The sequence below is a fragment of the Streptomyces sp. NPDC024555 genome (genome assembly GCF_055559335.1).
In genome coordinates this window covers 76,232-95,076 of the sequence record NZ_JBVHKV010000018.1, presented here as the reverse complement: position 1 = coordinate 95,076, position 18,845 = coordinate 76,232, and the positions used below count along the sequence as shown (strand labels likewise).

General features: G+C 74.9%; 16 protein-coding genes. 13 read left to right on the top strand and 3 right to left on the bottom strand.

What is annotated here, in order from left to right:
* Positions 1-47 precede the first annotated feature (47 nt).
* The 9 genes from casI to ACZ4FH_RS28200 all read left to right on the top strand — a co-directional run bounded on the left by casI (position 48) and on the right by ACZ4FH_RS28200 (position 9,339).
* A complete protein-coding gene (gene casI / locus ACZ4FH_RS28240; protein WP_467308361.1) occupies positions 48-1,703 on the top strand; it encodes a steroid-22-oyl-CoA synthetase in 1,656 nt (551 codons plus the stop codon).
* A gap of 41 nt (positions 1,704-1,744) precedes the next feature.
* On the top strand, positions 1,745-2,911 hold the full coding sequence (locus ACZ4FH_RS28235; protein ID WP_467308360.1) for an acyl-CoA dehydrogenase family protein: 1,167 nt from the start codon (positions 1,745-1,747) through the stop codon (positions 2,909-2,911).
* Positions 2,908-3,924 carry a bifunctional MaoC family dehydratase N-terminal/OB-fold nucleic acid binding domain-containing protein gene (locus ACZ4FH_RS28230; RefSeq protein WP_467308358.1) on the top strand — a complete coding sequence of 339 codons (1,017 nt, stop codon included), beginning with the start codon at positions 2,908-2,910 and terminating at the stop codon, positions 3,922-3,924. The genes ACZ4FH_RS28235 and ACZ4FH_RS28230 overlap by 4 nt, the downstream gene beginning before the upstream one ends.
* Complete coding sequence (locus ACZ4FH_RS28225) at positions 3,924-5,042, top strand: acyl-CoA dehydrogenase family protein (protein WP_467308356.1); 1,119 nt, start codon at positions 3,924-3,926, stop codon at positions 5,040-5,042. Before ACZ4FH_RS28230 ends, ACZ4FH_RS28225 begins: the two co-directional genes overlap by 1 nt.
* Positions 5,039-5,473, top strand: coding sequence for a MaoC family dehydratase (locus ACZ4FH_RS28220; RefSeq protein ID WP_385106495.1), 435 nt, complete (start codon positions 5,039-5,041; stop codon positions 5,471-5,473). Before ACZ4FH_RS28225 ends, ACZ4FH_RS28220 begins: the two co-directional genes overlap by 4 nt.
* On the top strand, positions 5,470-6,648 hold the full coding sequence (locus tag ACZ4FH_RS28215) for a lipid-transfer protein (RefSeq protein ID WP_467308355.1): 1,179 nt from the start codon (positions 5,470-5,472) through the stop codon (positions 6,646-6,648). The genes ACZ4FH_RS28220 and ACZ4FH_RS28215 overlap by 4 nt, the downstream gene beginning before the upstream one ends.
* Positions 6,645-7,475, top strand: a complete 831-nt coding sequence (locus tag ACZ4FH_RS28210) for a MaoC/PaaZ C-terminal domain-containing protein (RefSeq protein WP_467308353.1) — start codon at positions 6,645-6,647, stop codon at positions 7,473-7,475. Before ACZ4FH_RS28215 ends, ACZ4FH_RS28210 begins: the two co-directional genes overlap by 4 nt.
* Positions 7,468-8,256, top strand: a complete 789-nt coding sequence (locus ACZ4FH_RS28205; protein WP_467308352.1) for a 2-keto-4-pentenoate hydratase — start codon at positions 7,468-7,470, stop codon at positions 8,254-8,256. Before ACZ4FH_RS28210 ends, ACZ4FH_RS28205 begins: the two co-directional genes overlap by 8 nt.
* A 156-nt stretch (positions 8,257-8,412) precedes the next feature.
* Positions 8,413-9,339, top strand: coding sequence for a 3-oxoacyl-ACP reductase (locus ACZ4FH_RS28200; RefSeq protein WP_467308351.1), 927 nt, complete (start codon positions 8,413-8,415; stop codon positions 9,337-9,339).
* Between the two features lie 46 nt (positions 9,340-9,385).
* On the opposite strand, the gene ACZ4FH_RS28195 is transcribed toward ACZ4FH_RS28200, so the two are convergent.
* The gene (locus tag ACZ4FH_RS28195; RefSeq protein WP_467308349.1) at positions 9,386-9,997 is read right to left on the bottom strand and encodes a TetR/AcrR family transcriptional regulator; all 612 of its coding nucleotides are present in this window, start codon (positions 9,995-9,997) and stop codon (positions 9,386-9,388) included.
* A 177-nt stretch (positions 9,998-10,174) separates the two neighbouring features.
* Here ACZ4FH_RS28195 and ACZ4FH_RS28190 point away from each other — a divergent pair, with 177 nt between their 5' ends.
* The 4 genes from ACZ4FH_RS28190 to hsaA all read left to right on the top strand — a co-directional run bounded on the left by ACZ4FH_RS28190 (position 10,175) and on the right by hsaA (position 15,507).
* Positions 10,175-11,734 carry an FAD-dependent oxidoreductase gene (locus tag ACZ4FH_RS28190; RefSeq protein WP_467308348.1) on the top strand — a complete coding sequence of 520 codons (1,560 nt, stop codon included), beginning with the start codon at positions 10,175-10,177 and terminating at the stop codon, positions 11,732-11,734.
* Positions 11,735-11,863: 129 nt separating this feature from the next.
* On the top strand, positions 11,864-12,658 hold the full coding sequence (locus ACZ4FH_RS28185; RefSeq protein WP_467308347.1) for an SDR family NAD(P)-dependent oxidoreductase: 795 nt from the start codon (positions 11,864-11,866) through the stop codon (positions 12,656-12,658).
* A gap of 58 nt (positions 12,659-12,716) precedes the next feature.
* Positions 12,717-14,318: a FadD3 family acyl-CoA ligase gene (locus tag ACZ4FH_RS28180; RefSeq protein WP_467308345.1), complete on the top strand. Its 1,602-nt coding sequence runs from the start codon at positions 12,717-12,719 to the stop codon at positions 14,316-14,318.
* Positions 14,319-14,340: 22 nt separating this feature from the next.
* Positions 14,341-15,507, top strand: coding sequence for a 3-hydroxy-9,10-secoandrosta-1,3,5(10)-triene-9,17-dione monooxygenase oxygenase subunit (gene hsaA / locus ACZ4FH_RS28175; protein ID WP_467308344.1), 1,167 nt, complete (start codon positions 14,341-14,343; stop codon positions 15,505-15,507).
* 3 nt (positions 15,508-15,510) lie between these two features.
* Here the strand turns inward: hsaA and ACZ4FH_RS28170 are convergent, their stop codons facing one another.
* On the bottom strand, positions 15,511-18,015 hold the full coding sequence (locus ACZ4FH_RS28170; protein WP_467308342.1) for an FtsX-like permease family protein: 2,505 nt from the start codon (positions 18,013-18,015) through the stop codon (positions 15,511-15,513).
* Positions 18,012-18,827, bottom strand: a complete 816-nt coding sequence (locus ACZ4FH_RS28165) for an ABC transporter ATP-binding protein (protein ID WP_467308340.1) — start codon at positions 18,825-18,827, stop codon at positions 18,012-18,014. Before ACZ4FH_RS28165 ends, ACZ4FH_RS28170 begins: the two co-directional genes overlap by 4 nt.
* Positions 18,828-18,845: the final 18 nt, after the last annotated feature.

Genomic DNA, 18,845 nt, shown 5'->3' with positions numbered 1-18,845 from the left:
CCGTACCGACTTCGGCAGACCCGGACACCGGGTGAGAGGGACCGACGTTGCCACACGAGACGATTGCCGACCTGCTGCTCGCCCGCGCCGGGGACGACCACCCCGGCCTCCTGACCCGGGAACGCTCCTGGACCTGGGGCGAGGTGGTCCAGGAGAGCGCGGCCCGCGCCCACTGGGCCCGTGAACTGCGCACCGAGGGCCCCTTCCACATCGGTGTGCTCCTGGACAACCGCCCCGAGTACCTCTTCTGGCTCGGCGCCGCGGCCCTGGCCGGAGCCGCCGTCGTCGGGATCAACCCCACCCGCCGCGGCGCCGAACTGGCCCAGGAGGTCCGGCACACCGACTGCGCGCTCCTCGTCACCGACCGGGCCGGCGCCGCACTGCTCGACGGACTGGACATCGGGGTCGCCCCCGACCGCTTCCTCGTCGTCGACACCCCCGCGTACGCCGCCGCGCTCGCCCCGTACACCGGCCGCCCCGCCGAGGCACCCGACGTCACCGCCACCACCCGGATGCTGCTGCTCCTGACCTCCGGCACCACCGGCGTGTCCAAGGCCGCGATCTGCTCCCAGGGCCGGCTGGCCGCGCTCGGCGCCGCCAACAGCGCCAAGTACGACATCACCCGCGACGACACCTGCTACTGCCCGATGCCGCTGTTCCACGGCAACGCGCTGATGGCGCTCTGGGCCCCCGCCCTCACCGCGGGCGCCACCATCGCGCTCCCGCCGAAGTTCACCGCCTCCGGATTCCTCCCCGACGTCCGCCACTTCGGCGCCACGTACTTCACCTACGTCGGCAAGGCGATCGGCTACGTCCTCGCCCGCCCCGCGACCCCCGAGGACGCCGACAACCGGCTCACCCACGCCTTCGGCACCGAGGCGTCCCCCGAGGACGCGGCCCGCTTCCTGGAGCGCTTCGGCTGCCGGCTCGTCGAGGGCTACGGCTCCAGCGAGGGCGCCGGCATGCTCAGGCGCGTCCCCGACGCCCCCACCGGCGCGCTCGGCATGCCCGCCCGGCCCGGCGTCCGCATCGTCCACCCCGCCACCCGGGAGACCTGCCCGCCCGCCGAACTCGACGCCTACGGCCGGGTGCGCAACCCGGAGGAGGCCATCGGCGAGATCGTCGACACCGAGGGCGCCGCCCGCTTCGAGGGGTACTACAACAACGAGGCCGCCGACGCCGAACGCGTCCGGCACGGCTGGTACTGGACGGGCGACCTCGGATACGTCGACGGGGACGGCTACTTCTACTTCGCCGGACGCTCCGGCGACTGGATCCGGGTCGACGGCGAGAACATCTCCGCCCTGCTCACCGAACGCATCCTGCGCCGCCACCCCGGCGTGGTCGCCGCCGGAGTCTTCGGCGTCCCCGACCCCCGCTCCGGCGACCAGGTCATGGCCGCCGTCGAGATAGGCGAGGGCACCGCCTTCGACGGACTGGACCTGCCCGCCTTCCTGGAACGCCAGGAGGACCTGGGCACCAAGGGCGCCCCCCGCTTCGTCCGGGTCTCCCACGCGCTGCCCACCACCGGCTCCAACAAGCTCCGCAAGAAGGAGATGCAGCTCGACGGCTGGCGCACCGACGACCCCGTCTACCGCTGGGAGGGCCGGGGCCGGCCCACGTACGCGCTGATGGGCGACGACGACAAGGCGGCGCTGCGCGAGGAGTTCCTCGCGAACGGGCGCGGACGCTTCCTGCCCTGATCCGCACCGCCCGACCGGACCACATCCGAGGAGAACCACTTATGCAACTGCGCGAGAGCGCCGCGCACCAGGAGCTGCGGCGGGAACTGCGGGCGTACTTCTCGGGCCTGATGCCCGAGGACGAACGCCGCCGGGCCGGCGAGGAGGGCGTGGGCGGCGACCGCTTCCGCGAGATCGTCAAACGGTTCGGTGAGGACGGCTGGCTGGGACTGGGCTGGCCCACCGAGTACGGCGGACAGGGCCGGCCGGCCGAGGACCAGTACGTCTTCTTCGACGAGGTCCAGCGCGCCGGGCTGCCCTTCCCGTTCGTCACCGTGAACACCGTCGGCCCGACCCTGATGGCGCACGGCTCCGAGGAGCACCGCAAGCGGTTCCTGCCCGGAATCCTCTCCGGTGACATCGTCTTCGCGATCGGCTACACCGAGCCCGGGGCCGGCACCGACCTGGCCTCGCTCAGCACCCGGGCGGTCCGCGACGGCGACGACTTCGTCGTGGACGGCTCGAAGATCTTCACGAGCGGCGCCAACACCGCCGACCACGTGTGGCTCGCCGCCCGCACCGACCCCGAGGCGCCCAAGCACAAGGGCATCTCCATCCTGATCGTGCCCACCGCCGCCGAGGGCTTCTCCTGGAGCCCGATCCGCACCGTCGGCGGCCTGGCCGTCACCGCCACCTACTACAGCGGCGTACGGGTCCCCGCCACGGACGTCGTCGGGGAGGTGAACGCCGGCTGGCGGCTGATCACCGCCCAGCTCAACCACGAACGCATCGGTCTCGCCGCGCTCGGCGGCCGCATGATCCAGCTCTGGGAACACGTCCTGGACTGGGCCCGGGACAACGGCACGGCCGACATCCCCTGGGTGCGCGCCGAGTTCGCCCGCACCCACGCCCGGCTGGAGGCGATGCGCCTGATGAACTGGAAGATGACCGCCGCTGTGGCCCGCTCCGAGCTGACCGGCGCGGACGCGGGCGCCGTCAAGGCGTACGGCACCGAGACCCACATCGACGTCCAGCGCGCCCTCACCCAGATCCTCGGCGCGGCCGGCCGCATCCGGCCCGAATCGCCCGGGGCGGTCCTCGCCGGGCAGGTCGAACAGCTCTCCCGGCAGGGCATCGTGAACACCTTCGGCGGCGGCGTCAACGAGGTCCTGCGCGACATGATCGCCACCCATGGACTCGGCCTGCCGCGCAAGGGGCGTGGCGCATGACCGGCCCCACCGGCCCCGGACCGGACACCCCGGAGTACGAGGAGCGGCTGAGGGCCTTCGCCGGACGCGAACTGCGCGCCGCCGCACCGGGCCAGGACCCGGTCAACCGGCCGATGATCCGGCACTGGGCGGAGGCGATGGGCGACACCAACCCGGTGTACACCGACGACGAGGCCGCCCGCGCCACCGGGCGCGACGGGGTGGTGGCCCCCGCCTCGATGGTCCAGGCGTGGACGATGCGCGGCTACGCGGCCACCGTCGCACCGCCGCCGGACGCCGCCCCCGACGGCTTCGCCGAACTGGTCGCCCTCCTCGACGAGGGCGGCTACACCTCCGTGGTCGCCACCGACTCCGAGTTCACCTTCCTGCGCGAACTGGTGCCCGGCGACCGCATCGCCGTCCGCGAGACCGTGGAGTCCGTCTCGGCACAGAAGCGGACCGGGCTCGGCCCCGGACGGTTCGTCACCACCCTGAAGACGTACACCGACGCGGACGGCGCCACCGTCGCCACCCAGCGGTGGCGGACCCTGCGCTTCCGGCCGGCGGCGAAGGAGACGCCCGCACCCGCCGCCGCACCCGTACCGGAACCGGCGTCACCCCCCGCCGCGCTGCGCCCCCGCCCCGCCGTCAACCGGGACAACGCCTTCTTCTTCGAGGGCGCGGCCGAGCACCGGCTGCTGATCCAGCGCTGCGCCGGCTGCGGCGAACTGCGCCACCCGCCGGGCCCCTGCTGCCCCGCGTGCCGCTCGCTGGAGTGGGACACCGTCGAGGCGTCCGGCCCCGGCCACGTCTACAGCTTCGTCGTGAGCCACCACCCGAAGCACCCGGCCTTCGACAGCCCGTACCTGGTGGCCGTCGTCGAACTCGCCGAGGGCACCCGGCTCATCACCGGCCTGACCGGTGTCGCCCCCGAGGACGTCACCGTCGGCATGCCGGTGGTCCTGGACTGGCTCGACGCCGACCCCGAACTGACCCTGCCGGTCTTCCGGCCCGCCCCGACGGAGGCGCCCTGATGGATTTCTCCCTGGGAGAAGAGCTCGAAGCCGTACGCGATCTGGCGCGGGCGATCCTCACCGACCACGCCGTGCCCGAGCGGCTGCGCGCGGTGGAGCGCTCGCCGGAGCGCGTCGACACGCGGCTGTGGGCGGATCTGGCGTCCGCCGGGCTGTTCGCGGCCGTGCTGCCCGAACGGGACGGCGGCGCCGGACTCGGCACGGCCGGGGCCTGTGTGCTCCTGGAGGAGCAGGGCCGCAGGGTGGCGCCGGTCCCGCTGTGGCCGGCCCTGACCGGGGCCCTCGCCCTGGCCGCGCACGGCGACGGGGAACTGCGGGCCGAGGTGCTGCCGGGGCTGGCCGACGGCAGCGTCCGGCTCACCGCGGCCCTGGAGGAGTTCGGCCCCGCCGACCCGCTCGCGCCGGACACCGTCGCCGTGCAGGACGGGCCCGGCTGGCGGCTGAGCGGCGTCAAGGCCGCGGTGCCCTCGCCCGGCGGTGCCCGGCACGTCCTGGTCACCGCCGCGACGAGCCGGGGGCCGGGCCTCTTCCTGGTCGACGCGGAGGCGGACGGGGCGGGCTGGGAGTACGCCGAGACCACCACGTACGACCGGGCCGGCCACCTCACGCTCGACGGGGCCCGCGGCCGGGCCGTCGGAGCCGTGGGCGGGGACGCGGCGGCCTCGCTCGTCCGCGATGCCTCGCTGGCGCTGGCGGCCGTGCAGGTGGGCGTGGCCGAAGGGGCGCTGGCCCACGCGGCGGCGCATCTGCGCGGCCGCGAGCAGTTCGGCCGCCCGCTCGCCACGTTCCAGGCCGTGCAGCACCAACTGGCCGACTGCTACATCGACATCGAGGCGATGCGGGTCACGCTGTGGCACGCCGTGGACGCGCTCGCGGAGCCCTTCGACCCGGCCGCCGCCGACCGCGCCGCCCAGGTCGCCAAATGGTGGGCCTGCGAGGCGGGCCTCACCACCGTCCACCGCGTCCAGCACGTGCACGGCGGCATCGGCGTGGACACCGACTACCCCGTCCACCGGCACTTCCTCTGGGGCAAGCAGATCGCCGGCACCCTGGGCGGTCCCGGCGCCGGCCTCGAACGGCTCGGCACGCTCCTCACCGCCGCGGAGGCGACGGCATGACCGCCCGGCCCGGCACCCGCGCCTACGCGGACGTGGCCGTGGGAGACGTACTCCCCGAGCTGTCGATCCCGATCACCCGCACCCTGATCGTCGCCACCGCACTCGCGAGCCGCGACTTCCAGGACGTCCACCACGATCCCGCGCTCGCCCGGGAACGCGGCTCGAAGGACATCTTCATGAACATTCTGACCAGCAACGGACTGGTCGACCGGTACGTCACCGGCTGGGCCGGACCCGCCGCCGTCGTCCGGTCCCTCCGCATCCGGCTCGGCGTCCCCAACCACCCCGGCGACACCATGGTGTTCACCGGCACGGTCCGCTCGACCTCGGATCCGGACCGGCTCGTCGAGATCGCCGTGCGCGGGGCCAACGCGCTCGGCGACCATCTCACCGGCACCGTGACCGTCAGCCTTCCGGAGGGCGACCGATGAACGGGACACTCTCCGGAGCGGCGGCCGTCGCCGGGATCGGCGCCACCGAGTTCTCCAAGAACTCCGGGCGCAGCGAACTCCGGCTGGCCTGCGAGGCGGTGCTCGCCGCCCTCGACGACGCCGGTCTCACCCCCGCCGACGTGGACGGTCTGGTCACCTTCACGGCGGACACCAACTCCGAGATCCATGTCGCCCGCAACACCGGCATGGGCGACCTGAGCTTCTTCTCCCGCGTCGGGTACGGCGGGGGAGCGGCGTGCGGCACCGTGCAGCAGGCGGCCATGGCCGTCGCCACGGGCGTCGCGGACGTCGTCGTCTGCTACCGGGCGTTCAACGAGCGCTCCGGCGAACGGTACGGGCTCGGGCAGGCCGATCGCCCCATGGACACCGGCGCCGACCGCGCGGCCTACGCCTGGATGACGCCCTTCGGGCTGAACACCCCGGCCCAGTGGGTCGCGATGTTCGCGCGCCGCTATCTCCACGAGTACGGCGCCACCACGGACGACTTCGGCCGGGTCGCCGTCGTCGACCGCAAGCACGCGGCGAACAACCCCGCCGCCTACTTCCACGGCCGCCCCATCACCCTCCAGGACCACCGGGACTCCCGCTGGATCGCGGAGCCGCTGCGGCTGCTCGACTGCTGCCAGGAGACCGACGGCGGACAGGCCCTCGTCATCGTCTCCGCCGAACGCGCCCGCGATCTGCCCCGGCCCGCCGCCGTGATCCGCTCGGCGGCCCAGGGGCTCGGCGCCGACCAGCACATGATGACCAGCTACTACCGGCCGGACATCACCGGAATCCCCGAAATGGGGCTGGTGGGACGGCAGTTGTACGGGCAGAGCGGACTCGGTCCGGACGACGTCGACGCGGCCGTCCTCTACGACCACTTCACCCCGCTGGTCCTGCCGCAGCTGGAGGAACTGGGCTTCTGCAAGCCCGGCGAGGCCAAGGACTTCATCGCCGACGGCCATCTCGAACTCGGTGGCCGGCTCCCGTTCAACACCCATGGCGGCCAGCTCGGCGAGGCGTATCTGCACGGTATGAACGGCATCGCGGAGGGCGTCCGGCTGATCCGGGGCACCTCCTGCAACCAGCCGGACCGGGCCGACCACGTCCTGGTCACCGCCGGTACGGGCGTGCCCACCAGCGGACTGATCCTGGGGGCCGACCGATGACCGTCTCCCCCTGGGAGGGGCGCGCGCTCGGCAGCCGCACCGTCTCCTGGACGGCGCGCGACGCGGTCCTCTACGCGCTGGCGGTCGGCGCCCCCGCCGACCGGCTCGACCTCGTGTACGAGAAGCGGCTGCGGGTCCTGCCGACCTTCGCCCTGACCCTGGCCCAGTGGGCACCCGACGCCCTCGGGGCGCTGGGGGCCTTCGACACCACCACCGCCGTGCACGGCAGCCAGCACCTCGTCGTGCACCGGCCGCTCGCCCCGGAGGGCGAACTGACCGCCACCGCGCGCGTCGCCCGGGTCCGGGACAAGGGCACCGCCGCCGTCTTCGACGTCGAGGTCGACTGCCCGTCCTTCACCGCGACCTGGTCGCTCTTCGCGCCCGGCGCCGGGGGCTTCGGCGGCGAGCGCGGCCCCTCGGCCCCGCGCGGCCCCGACCGCCCCGCCGACCGCACCGCGACCGTCGTCACCGACCCCCGCCAGGCCGCGTTCTACCGGCTGCTCGGCGACCGGCACGCCATGCACATCGACCCGGAGGCGGCCAGGGCCGCCGGGATGGACCGGCCCTTCCTGCACGGCCTGTGCACCCTCGCGGCGACCCTGCTGCCGCTGGCCGAACTGACCGGCGCCCACCCCGCCGACCTGCGGGAACTCGACGCCCGTTTCGCCGCCCCGGTCTTCCCGGGCGACCGGCTCGACGCCCGCGCGTGGCACGACCCGAGGGACGGCGCCCTGCTCTTCGAGGCGTCCGCCGGCGACCGGACGGCCCTGTCCGGCGGACGCGTCCGCTTCGGCCCCACCGCACCCCAGGAGACCCGCCATGCTTGACACCGCCCGGCGCGCCGAGGCCGCCGACCTGCTGTGGACCGCCCAGTGCGAGCGCACCCCGATCGAACCGCTGACCGCCCTGTACGCGGGGATGGACGCGGCCGACGCGTACGAGATCCAGCTCGTCAACATCCGCAGACAACTGGCCCTCGGCCGGACCGTGCGCGGCCACAAGGTCGGGCTGTCCTCCGAGGTCATGCAGCGGATGATGGGCGTCGACGAACCCGACTACGGCCATCTGCTCTCCGACATGGTGCTCGCCGAGGACACCCCCGTGGACACCGCCCGCTACTGCTCCCCGCGCATCGAGGTCGAGATCGGCTACGTCCTCGGCCGCACCCTGCCCGGCGAGGGCTGCACCACCGAGGACGTGCTCGCCGCCACCGAGTACCTCGTCCCGAGCATCGAGCTGATCGACAGCCGGATCAAGGACTGGCGGATCGGCCTGGCCGACACCGTCGCCGACAACGCCTCCTCCGCCGGGGTGGTCCTCGGGGCCGCCCGCGTCCGCCCCGCCGACCTGGACCCGGCGGACATCGCGGCCGTCCTGTTCAAGGACGGGACGGAGGTCGCCCGGGGCCACACCAGCGCGGTGCTCGGGAACCCGACGGAGGCCGTGGCCTGGCTGGCCCGCACGGTGGCGTCCTTCGGCGTGACCCTGGAGGCCGGGCACGTCGTCCTGCCGGGGTCCTGCACCGCCGCCGTGGACGTGGGGCCGGGCGACTCCTTCCGCGCCGAGTTCGACGGGCTCGGAGCGGTCTCGGTGGCGTTCGCCCCCTGAGCGGATCCGCCGCGCCCGCGTCCGTCCACTGAACGGGACAGCGCTCCGCGCAAAACTGAAATCAATACTAGTTTCTGCTGCCTCGGCGCACCTCGACGACCTGTCCGGGGTGCGCCGTTCCCTTCAACGGTTCGACGGAACACGGAAAGAGGCAGCATGAGCGCGACGCAGACCCTTCAGGGGCGTACCGCCGTCGTCACCGGCGCCGGGGCGGGGCTCGGCCGCGCCGAGGCACTGGCACTCGCGGCGCTCGGCGCCGATGTGGTGGTGAACGACATCGGCCCCGCCGCCGAGGACGTCGCCACCGAGATCAAGGCGCTGGGCGGCGGGGCCGTCGCGGTGACCGGCGACATCGGCGACTGGTCGATGGGGGACCGGCTGGTCGAGGCCGCGGTGGAGAGCTTCGGCGGCCTCGACATCGTCGTCAACAACGCGGGCGTCCTCCGCGACAAGATGCTCTTCAACCTCAGCGAGTCCGACTGGGACGACGTCATCCGCATCCACCTCAAGGGGCACGCCGGACTCTCCCGCGCCGCCGCCGTGCACTGGCGCGCGGCGAGCAAGGCCGCCGGTGCCCCGGTCTACGGGCGCGTGGTCAACACCTCGTCCGAGGCCTTCCTGTTCGGCGCCCCCGGCCAGCCGAACTACTCCGCCGCCAAGGCCGGCATCACCGCGCTGACCCTGGCCACCGCCCAGGGCCTGGCCCGCTACGGGGTGCGCGCCAACGCGATCTGCCCCCGGGCCCGCACCGCGATGACGGCCGAGGCGTTCGGCGAGGGCACCACCGCTCCGGGCGGCCTCGACATCATGGCGCCCGAACGCGTCGCCACGCTCGTCGCCCATCTGGCCTCGCCGGCCGCCGACTCCATCAGCGGCCAGGTCTTCGTCGTCTACGGCGACATGGTCGCCCTGCTCGCCCCGCCGACCGTGGAGCACAAGTTCACCGCGGCGGACGGCACCTTCAGCCCCGAGGAGCTGGACGCACAGCTGACCCCGTACTTCACCGGCCGCGACCCGCACCGCACGTACGCCGCCTACAGCGTCGCCGCGCTCGACACGACGGGCACCCAGCAGACCGGCTGAACGGCCGGAGGCATTGCGACCGGGCCGGCGCACCCCGCCGGCCCGGTCAGACCGTGTCCGGGCCCGGGGCCAGCAGCAGGGCGCACGCCATGCGCAGATCCGCGTCGGCCTTCTCCGGGCTCAGCCGCTCGTTGAGCCGGGACTGGAGCACCCCGTACCAGAGCAGGATCAGCAGCCGCACCCGCGCGATGTGGTGCTCCGTGGGCTCCCGTACGCCCCAGGCGCGCAGCAGCAGGTCCAGGAAGCCCGAATCGATCCGGGCCAGGTCCGGGACGGTCGTGGCCCGCGCCGCGTTCGCCGACTGGATCATCGCCGTGGCCAGGGCCGGGCGGCGCAGCAGATTGCGGGTGGCGCTGCGCAGCGTCTCGAACACCGCCTCCTCGGGCGGGGTGCCGGGCGCGCGCTCGGGCACCCGGGCCGCGAAGCCCTCGATCTGGTCGGCCATCAACGCGGTGAACAGATGCGTCTTCGACGGGAAGTAGCGGTACAGGGTGCCGATCGCCACCCCGGCCCCCTTCGCCACCTCGTGCATCTGCACCCGTTCGAGCCCCGTCGAGGCGGCGAGGTCCGCGGCCACCTCCAGGATGCTCTGCCGGCGTGCGCGCTGCCGCGGCGACGTGGGTTCGGCCCCGGCACGGGCCTCGGCGATTCTGGGCACGCTCTCCTCCTCCCGAGGATCGATGGCGTCCACGACGGCTCAGACAATACGCCCGGCCCCGGCCCGCGTCAGGTGGCGTCCGCCCGCCGTACCGGTCAGCGGGACCGGGCCCGCCCCGCCGGCCCCGTCCGCGATGAGCTGGCACCGCACACCACCGAGCGGCAGGAAGGGCACCTCATGCGGGACGGCCGGCAGGACTGGGACGCCACCCACGACGTGATCGTCGTCGGGTCCGGCGCGGGAGCGATGACCGGGGCCCTGGTGGCCGCGCTGGACGGTCTCGACACCGCCGTACTGGAGCGCACCGACCGCCTCGGCGGCACCTCCGCCTACTCCGGCGCGGCCTGCTGGCTGCCCGGCACGGCGGTCCAGGAACGGGCCGGGCTCGGCGACTCCACCGAGGCCGCCGACGCCTATCTGCGGGCCCTGACCGGCGACGCCGAACCGGAGCGGCGCGCCGCCTTCCTCGGCCACGCGCCCGAGCTGGTCGCCCGGCTGGAGGCGGACCCGGCCCTCGCCTTCGCGTACCGGGCCTTCCCCGACTACGTCGACGCCCCCGGCCGCATGGACGCCGGACGCTCCTTCGTCCCGCTCGACCTCGACGCGGGCGAACTCGGCGAGCTGCTGCCGCTGGTCCGCCCGGCCGTCGACCGGGACCGGGCCGGACAGGACCACCCCGACGCGCCCCTGTCCGCCGGCCGCGCCCTCATCGGCCGCCTCCTGCTCGCCGCCACCCGCACCGGGAACGCCCGGATGCGCACCGGCCACCACGTCACCGGCCTGGTCACCGAGGACGGCCGGATCACCGGAGTGGAGGCCCGGACCGCCGACGGCACCGTCCGGCTCCGCGCCCGGCACGGTGTGCTGCTGGCCGCCGGAGGATTCGAGGGCGACGACGCCCTGCGCACCGCGCACGGCGTACCCGGCCGGGCCGCCTGGACCATGGCCCCCCGGGGCACCAACACCGGCGAACTCCTGAACGCCGCCGTCGACGCGGGCGCCGCCACCGCGCTCATGGACGAGGCCTGGTGGTGCCCCGGCACCGAACTGCCGGACGGATCCGCCGCGTTCACCCTCGGGCTGCGCGGCGGACTGGCCGTGGACGCCTCCGGGCGACGGTTCGCCAACGAGTCGCTGCCCTACGACCGGATGGGCCGGGCCATCGCCGCCGCGGCCGAGGACACCCTCGTCCACCTGGTCTTCGACTCCCGGCACGGCGGCGCCCTGCCCGCCATCACCGTGCCCCCCTGCGACCCCGCCGCCCAGCTCGCCGCAGGCACCTGGGTCCGCGCCGACACCCTGCCGGAACTCGCCGCGCTCATCGGCGTCCCCGCCGACGCCCTCACCTCCACCGTGACCCGCTTCAACGGCTTCGCCGCCGACGGCAAAGACCTCGACCACGGGCGCGGCGAGGACCCCTACGACCTGTTCTTCGCCGACCGGCGGGGCGCCACCGGCCCCAACCCCTGCCTGGTCCCCGTCGACCGGCCGCCCTACTACGCCGCCCGGATCGTCCTCGCCGACCTCGGCACCAAGGGCGGCCTGCGCACCGACGCCCGCGCCCGCGTCCTGGACACCGCAGGACGCCCGCTGGAGGGCCTCTACGCGGCCGGGAACACCAGCGCCTCCTTCACCGGCCGGGTCTACCCGGGCCCCGGCGTGCCCCTGGGCACCGCCATGGTCTTCGCCTCGCTGGCCGTCCGCGACATGCGCGAACGCGCCGCCGGCCACCGCTGAAACCGCCTGGTCCGGGGCGCGTTCGCCCGCGTCCCGGCCAGTGGGATCCCCGGGGGCGCCACCCCCGGGCACCGATCTACCGTCGCCGCACCGCCGGCCGGAACCACCGAGGAACGAGAGAGGGACCTGATGGTCGACAAGAGCGTGTACGGGCCGTGGGCGGTCGTCGCCGGAGGATCCGAAGGGGTCGGCGCCTCGTTCGCCGAACAGCTCGCGGACGCCGGGATCAACCTCGTCCTGATCGCCCGCAAGCCGGGCCCCCTGGAGGAGACCGCCGCCCGGGTCCGCGCGCGGGGCGTCGAGGTCCGCACCCTCGCCCTCGACCTGCTCGACCCCGGCGCCCCGGACACCGTCCGCGCGGCCACCGAGGACCTGGAGGTCGGGCTGCTGATCTTCAACGCGGGCGCCAACAGCTACGGCCACGAGTTCGTCACCGGCGACCTGGACCGGGTCCAGGGCGTCCTGGACCTCAACATCACCGCCCAACTCGCCCTCACCCACCACTTCGGCGCCCTGATGAAGGAACGCGGCCGCGGCGGCATCGTGCTCGTCGGCTCGCTCTCCGGCTACCTCGGCCAGGCGCGGATCAGCGTCTACTCCGCCGCCAAGGCCTTCAGCCGGGTCTTCGCCGAGGGCCTCTGGCTGGAGCTGCGCCCGCACGGCGTGCACGTCCTGGAACTGGTCCTCGGCGTGACCCGCACCCCCGCCATGGAACGCGCCGGACTCCGCATGGACCTGCCCGGACTGAACGTCGCCGAACCGGACGACGTCGCCCGGGAAGGGCTCGCCCACCTCGCCGACGGCCCCGTCCTGGTGGCCGGCGGCAACGAGGGGGCCGCGGTCAAGCGCAGCGGATTCCCCCGCGCCGGCCTGGTGCTCGGCGCCCACGAGGCATCCGCGCGCCTCCTGCCCCCGTCGTCCTGAACGGCCCCGCCGTCCCGGCCCGGCGCCCCGCGCGCGGCCCGTCCCTCCCGGAGAGCAGATGAGCGAGACCGAGAACGAGCACCCCCTCACCGTCCCCGCCGCCCTCGCCCGCGCCGCCCACCGCCACCCCGACCGGGACGCGGTCGTGGACGGCGGGGTCCGGCTCGGCTGGGCGGACCTGCGCGACCGTGTGCACGAGGCCGTGAAGGCCCTGATCGCGCTCGGCGTCCGCCCGGGCGACCGGATCGCCGTCTGGGCGCCCAACGGCCACCGCTGGGTGGTCGCCGCGCTCGCCGCCGCCTCGGCCGGGGCGGTGCTCGTCCCCGTCAACACCCGCTACCGGGGCGAGGAGACCCGCTGGCTGCTGGAACGCGGCGGGGTGCGGCTGCTGTTCGTCGAGAACGGCTTCCTCGGCAAGGACTACCTCGCGCTGCTCGGCGCGGGGGACGGGCCCGCCGGCGACGGCGGCCCGGTGCCCGGACTGCCCGCGCTGGAGCACGTGGTGACGCTCGACGCCGTCGACCGCCCCGCCGTCCTGACCTGGGACGCCTTCCTGCGCGGGGGCGGAGCGGTGACGGACGACGAGGCCCGCGCCCGCGCCGGGGCGGTCCGCCCCGACGAGCCCTCCGACCTGCTCTTCACCTCCGGCACCACCGGCCGCCCCAAGGGCGCGCTCACCACGCACCGGCAGAACCTCACCACGTACCGCGCCTGGAGCGCACGCACCGGGGTCACCGGCGAGGACCGCTACCTCGTCGTCAACCCGCTGTTCCACTGCTTCGGCTACAAAGCCGGGGTCCTCGCCTGCCTGCTGCGCGGCGCCACCATGGTCCTCCAGCCGGTCTTCGACGTGGAACGGGTGCTGCGCGCGGTCGAGGACGAACGGATCACCGTGCTCCCGGGGCCGCCCACCATCTACACCGAACTGCTCGACGCCCCCGGCCGCGACCGCCACGACCTCTCCTCGCTGCGGCTCGCGGTGACCGGCGCCTCCGTCGTCCCGGTCGCCCTCGTGCGGAGGATGCGCGCCGAACTCTTCCCCGAGGTCCTCACCGCCTACGGGCTCACCGAGACCTGCGGCACCGTCACCGTCTGCTCGGCCGACGACGACGCGGAGACCGTCGCGCTGACGGCGGGCCGCCCGATCGACGGCACCGAGGTCCGGGTGGCCGGCTCCGACGGGCGGCCCCTCCCGGCCGGGCGCGACGGCCGGATCCTGGTGCGCGGCTACCACGTGATGCTCGGCTACCTCGACGACCCGGCCGCCACCGCCGCGGCCGTCGACGCCGACGGCTGGCTGGACACCGGGGACGTCGGCCGGCTCGACGACCGGGGCAACCTGGTGATCACCGGCCGGTCCAAGGACATGTTCGTCGTCGGCGGGTTCAACGTGTACCCGGCCGAGGTGGAACAGGTGCTGGCCGGACACGACGCGGTCGCCGAGGCCGCCGTGATCGGTGTGCCCGATCACCGCCTCGGCGAGGTCGGCCGGGCGTACGTGACCCTCCGTCCGGGCGCCGGGACCCGCCCGGACGAGCTGACCGGCCACTGCCGTGACCGGCTCGCCAACTTCAAGGTCCCCCGCGAGGTCGTGGTCGTCGAGACCCTTCCGCGCAACGCCACCGGCAAGGTGGACAAGGCCGCCCTGCGGACGCACTGACACGAGGCAGGAAGGACGGACCATGACCGACGAGGTCCTGGAGAAGGTACGCGCACTGCTGCCGGCCATCGAGAAGCGGGCCGGGACGACGGACGAGCAGCGGCGGATCCCGGACGCCACCATCCGCGAGCTGACCGGCGCCGGAGTCTTCCGGATGCTCCAGCCCGCCCGCTACGGCGGCCTGGAGGCCGATCCGGTCCGGTTCTACGAGGTGGTCCGGGCGCTCGCCGCCGTCTGCTGCTCCACCGGCTGGGTGGCGTCGGTCCTCGGCGTCCACGCCTGGCAGCTCGGCCTCTTCCCGCAGGAGGCCCAGGAAGAGGTGTGGGGCGAGGACCCGGACACCCGGATCTCCTCCGCGTACGCCCCGGTCGGACGGCTCGCACCGGTCGACGGCGGCTACCGGCTCACCGGCCGCTGGAGCTTCTCCTCCGGCTGCGAACACGCCGGCTGGGCGATGCTGGGTGCCCTCGTCACCGGCGCCCAGGGCCGGCCGGTGGACTTCCTCACCGTGCTGGTGCCCCGCTCCGACTACCGGATCGAGGACATGTGGGACGTGGTCGGGCTGCGCGGCACCGCCAGCAACGACATCCTCGTCGAATCGGCGTTCGTCCCCGCCCACCGGGTGCTCCGCAACTACGAGCAGGCCCGGCTGAAGGTGCCCGGCCAGCAGGTCAACCCGGGGCCGCTCTACCGGCTGCCGTTCGGCGCGGTCTTCACCTGCGCCGTGACCGCCCCGGTGATCGGGGCGGTGTCCGGCGGCTACGCCTCGTACGTGACCCGGATGAAGGAGCGCGTCCGGCTCAGCCTGGGCGGCGGGCGGTTCACCGAGGACCCCTTCGCCCAGGTCGCCATCGCACGGGCCGCCTCCGACATCGACGCCACCGTCCTCCAGATGGACCGCAACCTGCGCGAGCTGTACGAGCTGGCCGAGGCCGGCGACGAGATCCCCATGGAACTGCGGCTGCGCACCCGGCGCGACCAGGTCCGGGGCACCGAACGGGCCGTCGCCGCGATCGACCTGCTCTTCAAGACCGCCGGCGGCAACGCCCTGCGGCGCGGCAACCCCGTCGAACGCGCCTGGCGCGACGCCCACGCCGGCAGCGTCCACGTCGCCAACGACGTGGAGCGGGCCCTGGCCATGTACGGGCGCGGCGCCTTCGGCCTCACCGTCGAGGACAACCTGGTCTGAGCCTCAGCCCTCCCGGGCGCGGAGCGCGCCGCGCGCCGGGAGCAGGACCGCGAGGAGCGAGAGCCCCACCGCGGCGGCGGCGAAGGACCCGTACACCAGCGGCGGGACGTACGGGGACTCCCCGGTCAGACCGCGCACCATCGGGAACAGGGTGGCCGCGGCGATGGCCGTGCCCAGCGCGAGACCGGCCACCGCCACCAGCAGGCCCTCCCAGCGGAGCATGGCCATCACCTGACGCCGGGTGGCGCCGACGAGGCGGAGCATGCCGAGTTCGCGGCGGCGGTCCAGAACGGTCATCACGAGGGTGTTGACGGCGGCGAGGGCGGCGAAGCCGCCGAGCACCGCGGCCATCGTGTAGTTGGCCCAGGCGTTGAGTTCGCGGTCGGCGGTCAGCCCCACCGCGTAGCCGGAGGCGTCCGTGACCGTGCCCAGCGGGGCGAGGGCCTTCGCGTCCCCGCCCCGTACCAGGAGCGTGGTGGCGAAGCCGGACGTGACGTGTCCGTCCAGCGCGGCCCGGTCCATCGTGACGGCGGCCAGCCCGATCCCCCTGCCGTACACCGCGACGACCTCGGGGCTGGTCCGGGTGCCGTCGGGGAGGTACATCGGCAGCCGGTCGCCCACCTCCACCCCGGCCGACCGGGCGAGCGTCCGGTCGACGGCGATCCGTCCCGCGCCGATCCGGTCCAGCCCGCCGTCGCGCACATCGAGGTCCTGCACCTTTCCGAGCAGGGCGCCGGACCCGGTGACACCCTGGGCCGGCGCACCCTGCAGCCAGCGGTCACCGCCCGAGCCGACGGGCACCAGCACCTGCGTGTCCAGCAGTCCCACGGCGGCCGACACACCGGGCGTGCGGGCGGCCCGGCCGACGGCGTCGGCGGACAGCCCGGCGGGGTGGGTGACGACATGGTCCGCCGTCGTGCCCGCGCGCACCTGCCCGGCCGCGACACGGCTCTCGCTCGTGTGCATGAAGGTGAGCGTCGAGGCGAAGGCCGTGGCCAGCACGATCGGTGTGATCGCGGAGGCCAGCCGGCGGGCGTTCGTACGGGAGTTGGCCGCGGCCAGCGTGGCCGGGGCGTCGCCGCGCGCGTCCAGGACGAGCCCGAGCAGCGCGGCGCACAGCCGTGCCACCAGCGGGCCCAGCAGGGCGACGGCGAGCATGAACAGCATCACGACACCGAGCGCGGCGTTCGCCGCGTCGTCCCCGGCCGAACGGGCGGCGAAGACCGTGAAGAACGCGCCGCCGACGAGGGCGCCGAGCCCGAGGAGGGTACGGATCACACCGGGACGCGACCGCTCCACCGAGGCCTCGGCCAGCGCCAGGCCCGGCTTGATCCGCGCGGGCCGGCGACCGGCCGCCCAGCCGGCGGCCAGCGCGGTCACCAGCCCCGCCGAGACGGCGACGACGAGCGGGATCCACGAGACGCGCAGGTCCACGGCGTCCGGGACCGCGCCGCGGTCCTTCAACTGGCCGAACCACCAGTGCGCGAGCCCGATCCCCGGCAGACAGCCGATCAGCCCGGCGAGGGGTGCGACGAGCAGCGCCTCGCAGGCGACCGCGCGGCGGATCTGGCGGGGTGTCGCCCCGATCGCCCGCAGCAGCGCGAACTCCCGGGCGCGCTGGGCGACGGAGAGCGCGACGGTGCCGGACATCGTGAAGACGGCGACCAGGGCGGCGATCCCGCCGAACGAGCCCCCGAGCCCGGTGAGCGTCTCCGCCGCGTAGGCCAGCCCGCGGTTCTCGACGGCGCCCCGGTCGTCACCGGTGCGGACCTCGGCACCGGTGCCGGCGAGCGCCGTGCGCACCCCGGCGGCGAGACCGGCGTCCCGCCCGGCGGAGCCGCCGTCCCGGGCCAGGACGGCGATCGCGTCGGCCCGGCCGGGGTGACCGGCCAGCACGGGCGAGCGGGCGTCGGCGAACCAGCCCGTCGGCCCCTCGGCCGTCTCGCCCGGCCCCGGGGCCGCGAGCCCCGAGACGCGGAAGTCCGCCCGCCCGGCCGCCGTTTCGAGGGTGACGGTGTCACCGGGACCGGCCTGCGCGGCGCGTGCGGCCGCCGTGTCCAGCACGACCTCGCCCGCCCGGGGCGCGGTGCCGGACGTCAGCGAGGTCCCGGTGAAGAGGTGCGAGCCCCAGCCGTGGCCGGTCAGCGCGCCCTCGCCCAGCCGCACGGGGAACGTGAAGTCCGCCACCGCCGCCGTGACGCCCGGCACCCGCGCCGCCCGCCCGGCCAGCGCGGTGTCCACCCGCGCCGTGTCCGGCAGGGGGTCCGCCGACTCGGAGCGGCTGTCACCGCTGCCCGTGACGAGACGGGCGTACTGGTCCGCGGCGACGACGACCGGCGCTCCCGCGTACCGCTGGGGCGGCACCGACGCGCGTACGCCCGTCTCCAGGAGGATGCCGCAGGCCGAGACGATCAGCGCCGCCGTCATGAGTGCGACGAAGGTCCCCGCGAAGGACGCGGGTTTGAAGCGGACGGCCGCGCGGGCCAGTCCGTTGGGGGCGAACCTCATGCCGCGACCCCCGCGAGCGGGCCGGAGCGGGGAACGAGGGTGGCCATGCGCGCCGCGATCCGCTCGGCCGGGGAGCGGTCGAGGGAGCCCGCCAGGACACCGTCGGCGAGGAAGAGCACGCGGTCGGCCCAGGCGGCCGCCGCCGGGTCGTGGGTGACCATGACGACGGTGGCCCCGAGGGTGTCGACGGCCTGCCGGAGCAGACCGAGGACCTCGGCGGCGGTGACGGTGTCGAGGGCGCCGGTCGGCTCGTCGGCGAAGATCACGTCCGGGCCGGTGACCAGGGCGCGGGCGACGGCCACGCGCTGCTGCTGCCCGCCGGACAGCTCGCCGGGGCGGCGCCGCGCCTTGTCGGCGAGGCCGACCCGGGCCAGGACCTCGGCGGCCCGGCGGCGGTCCTGGCGCTGCCCGGCCAGGCGCATGGGCAGCAGCACGTTCTGCTCCACGGTGAGCGAGGGCAGCAGGTTGAACGCCTGGAAGACGAAGCCGACGCGGCTGCGGCGGAGTTCGGTCAGCCGGGTCTCGCCCATGCCGGTGATCTCCGTACCGCCGAGGCGCACCGAACCCTCCGAGGGCCGGTCGAGCCCGGCGGCGCACTGGAGGAACGTGGACTTGCCGGACCCGGACGGGCCCATCACCGCCGTGAACGTGCCGCGCGGCAGGACCAGGTCGATGCCGTCGAGCGCGTGCACCGCACCGGAGCCGCGCCCGTACCGCCGCCGCACCCCGCGCAGTTCGACGGCGGGTGCCGAGGCCTCCCGGGCCTCCGGCCGCTCGTCCGTCCGCCGTGCTCCGCCGCCGCGCTTCCTCATGTCCGTCCTCTCGTGATC

What these genes read in the sequence shown, in the direction of transcription:
- ACZ4FH_RS28170 (WP_467308342.1), bottom strand. Translation starts at nt 18,015, where the DNA reads ATGAGGTTCGCCCCCAACGGACTGGCCCGCGCGGCCGTCCGCTTCAAA.
- ACZ4FH_RS28205 (WP_467308352.1), top strand. Translation starts at nt 7,468, where the DNA reads ATGCTTGACACCGCCCGGCGCGCCGAGGCCGCCGACCTGCTGTGGACC.
- ACZ4FH_RS28180 (WP_467308345.1), top strand. Translation starts at nt 12,717, where the DNA reads ATGAGCGAGACCGAGAACGAGCACCCCCTCACCGTCCCCGCCGCCCTC.
- ACZ4FH_RS28220 (WP_385106495.1), top strand. Translation starts at nt 5,039, where the DNA reads ATGACCGCCCGGCCCGGCACCCGCGCCTACGCGGACGTGGCCGTGGGA.
- ACZ4FH_RS28190 (WP_467308348.1), top strand. Translation starts at nt 10,175, where the DNA reads ATGCGGGACGGCCGGCAGGACTGGGACGCCACCCACGACGTGATCGTC.
- ACZ4FH_RS28230 (WP_467308358.1), top strand. Translation starts at nt 2,908, where the DNA reads ATGACCGGCCCCACCGGCCCCGGACCGGACACCCCGGAGTACGAGGAG.
- ACZ4FH_RS28185 (WP_467308347.1), top strand. Translation starts at nt 11,864, where the DNA reads ATGGTCGACAAGAGCGTGTACGGGCCGTGGGCGGTCGTCGCCGGAGGA.
- ACZ4FH_RS28165 (WP_467308340.1), bottom strand. Translation starts at nt 18,827, where the DNA reads ATGAGGAAGCGCGGCGGCGGAGCACGGCGGACGGACGAGCGGCCGGAG.
- ACZ4FH_RS28235 (WP_467308360.1), top strand. Translation starts at nt 1,745, where the DNA reads ATGCAACTGCGCGAGAGCGCCGCGCACCAGGAGCTGCGGCGGGAACTG.
- ACZ4FH_RS28210 (WP_467308353.1), top strand. Translation starts at nt 6,645, where the DNA reads ATGACCGTCTCCCCCTGGGAGGGGCGCGCGCTCGGCAGCCGCACCGTC.
- ACZ4FH_RS28215 (WP_467308355.1), top strand. Translation starts at nt 5,470, where the DNA reads ATGAACGGGACACTCTCCGGAGCGGCGGCCGTCGCCGGGATCGGCGCC.
- ACZ4FH_RS28225 (WP_467308356.1), top strand. Translation starts at nt 3,924, where the DNA reads ATGGATTTCTCCCTGGGAGAAGAGCTCGAAGCCGTACGCGATCTGGCG.
- ACZ4FH_RS28200 (WP_467308351.1), top strand. Translation starts at nt 8,413, where the DNA reads ATGAGCGCGACGCAGACCCTTCAGGGGCGTACCGCCGTCGTCACCGGC.
- hsaA (WP_467308344.1), top strand. Translation starts at nt 14,341, where the DNA reads ATGACCGACGAGGTCCTGGAGAAGGTACGCGCACTGCTGCCGGCCATC.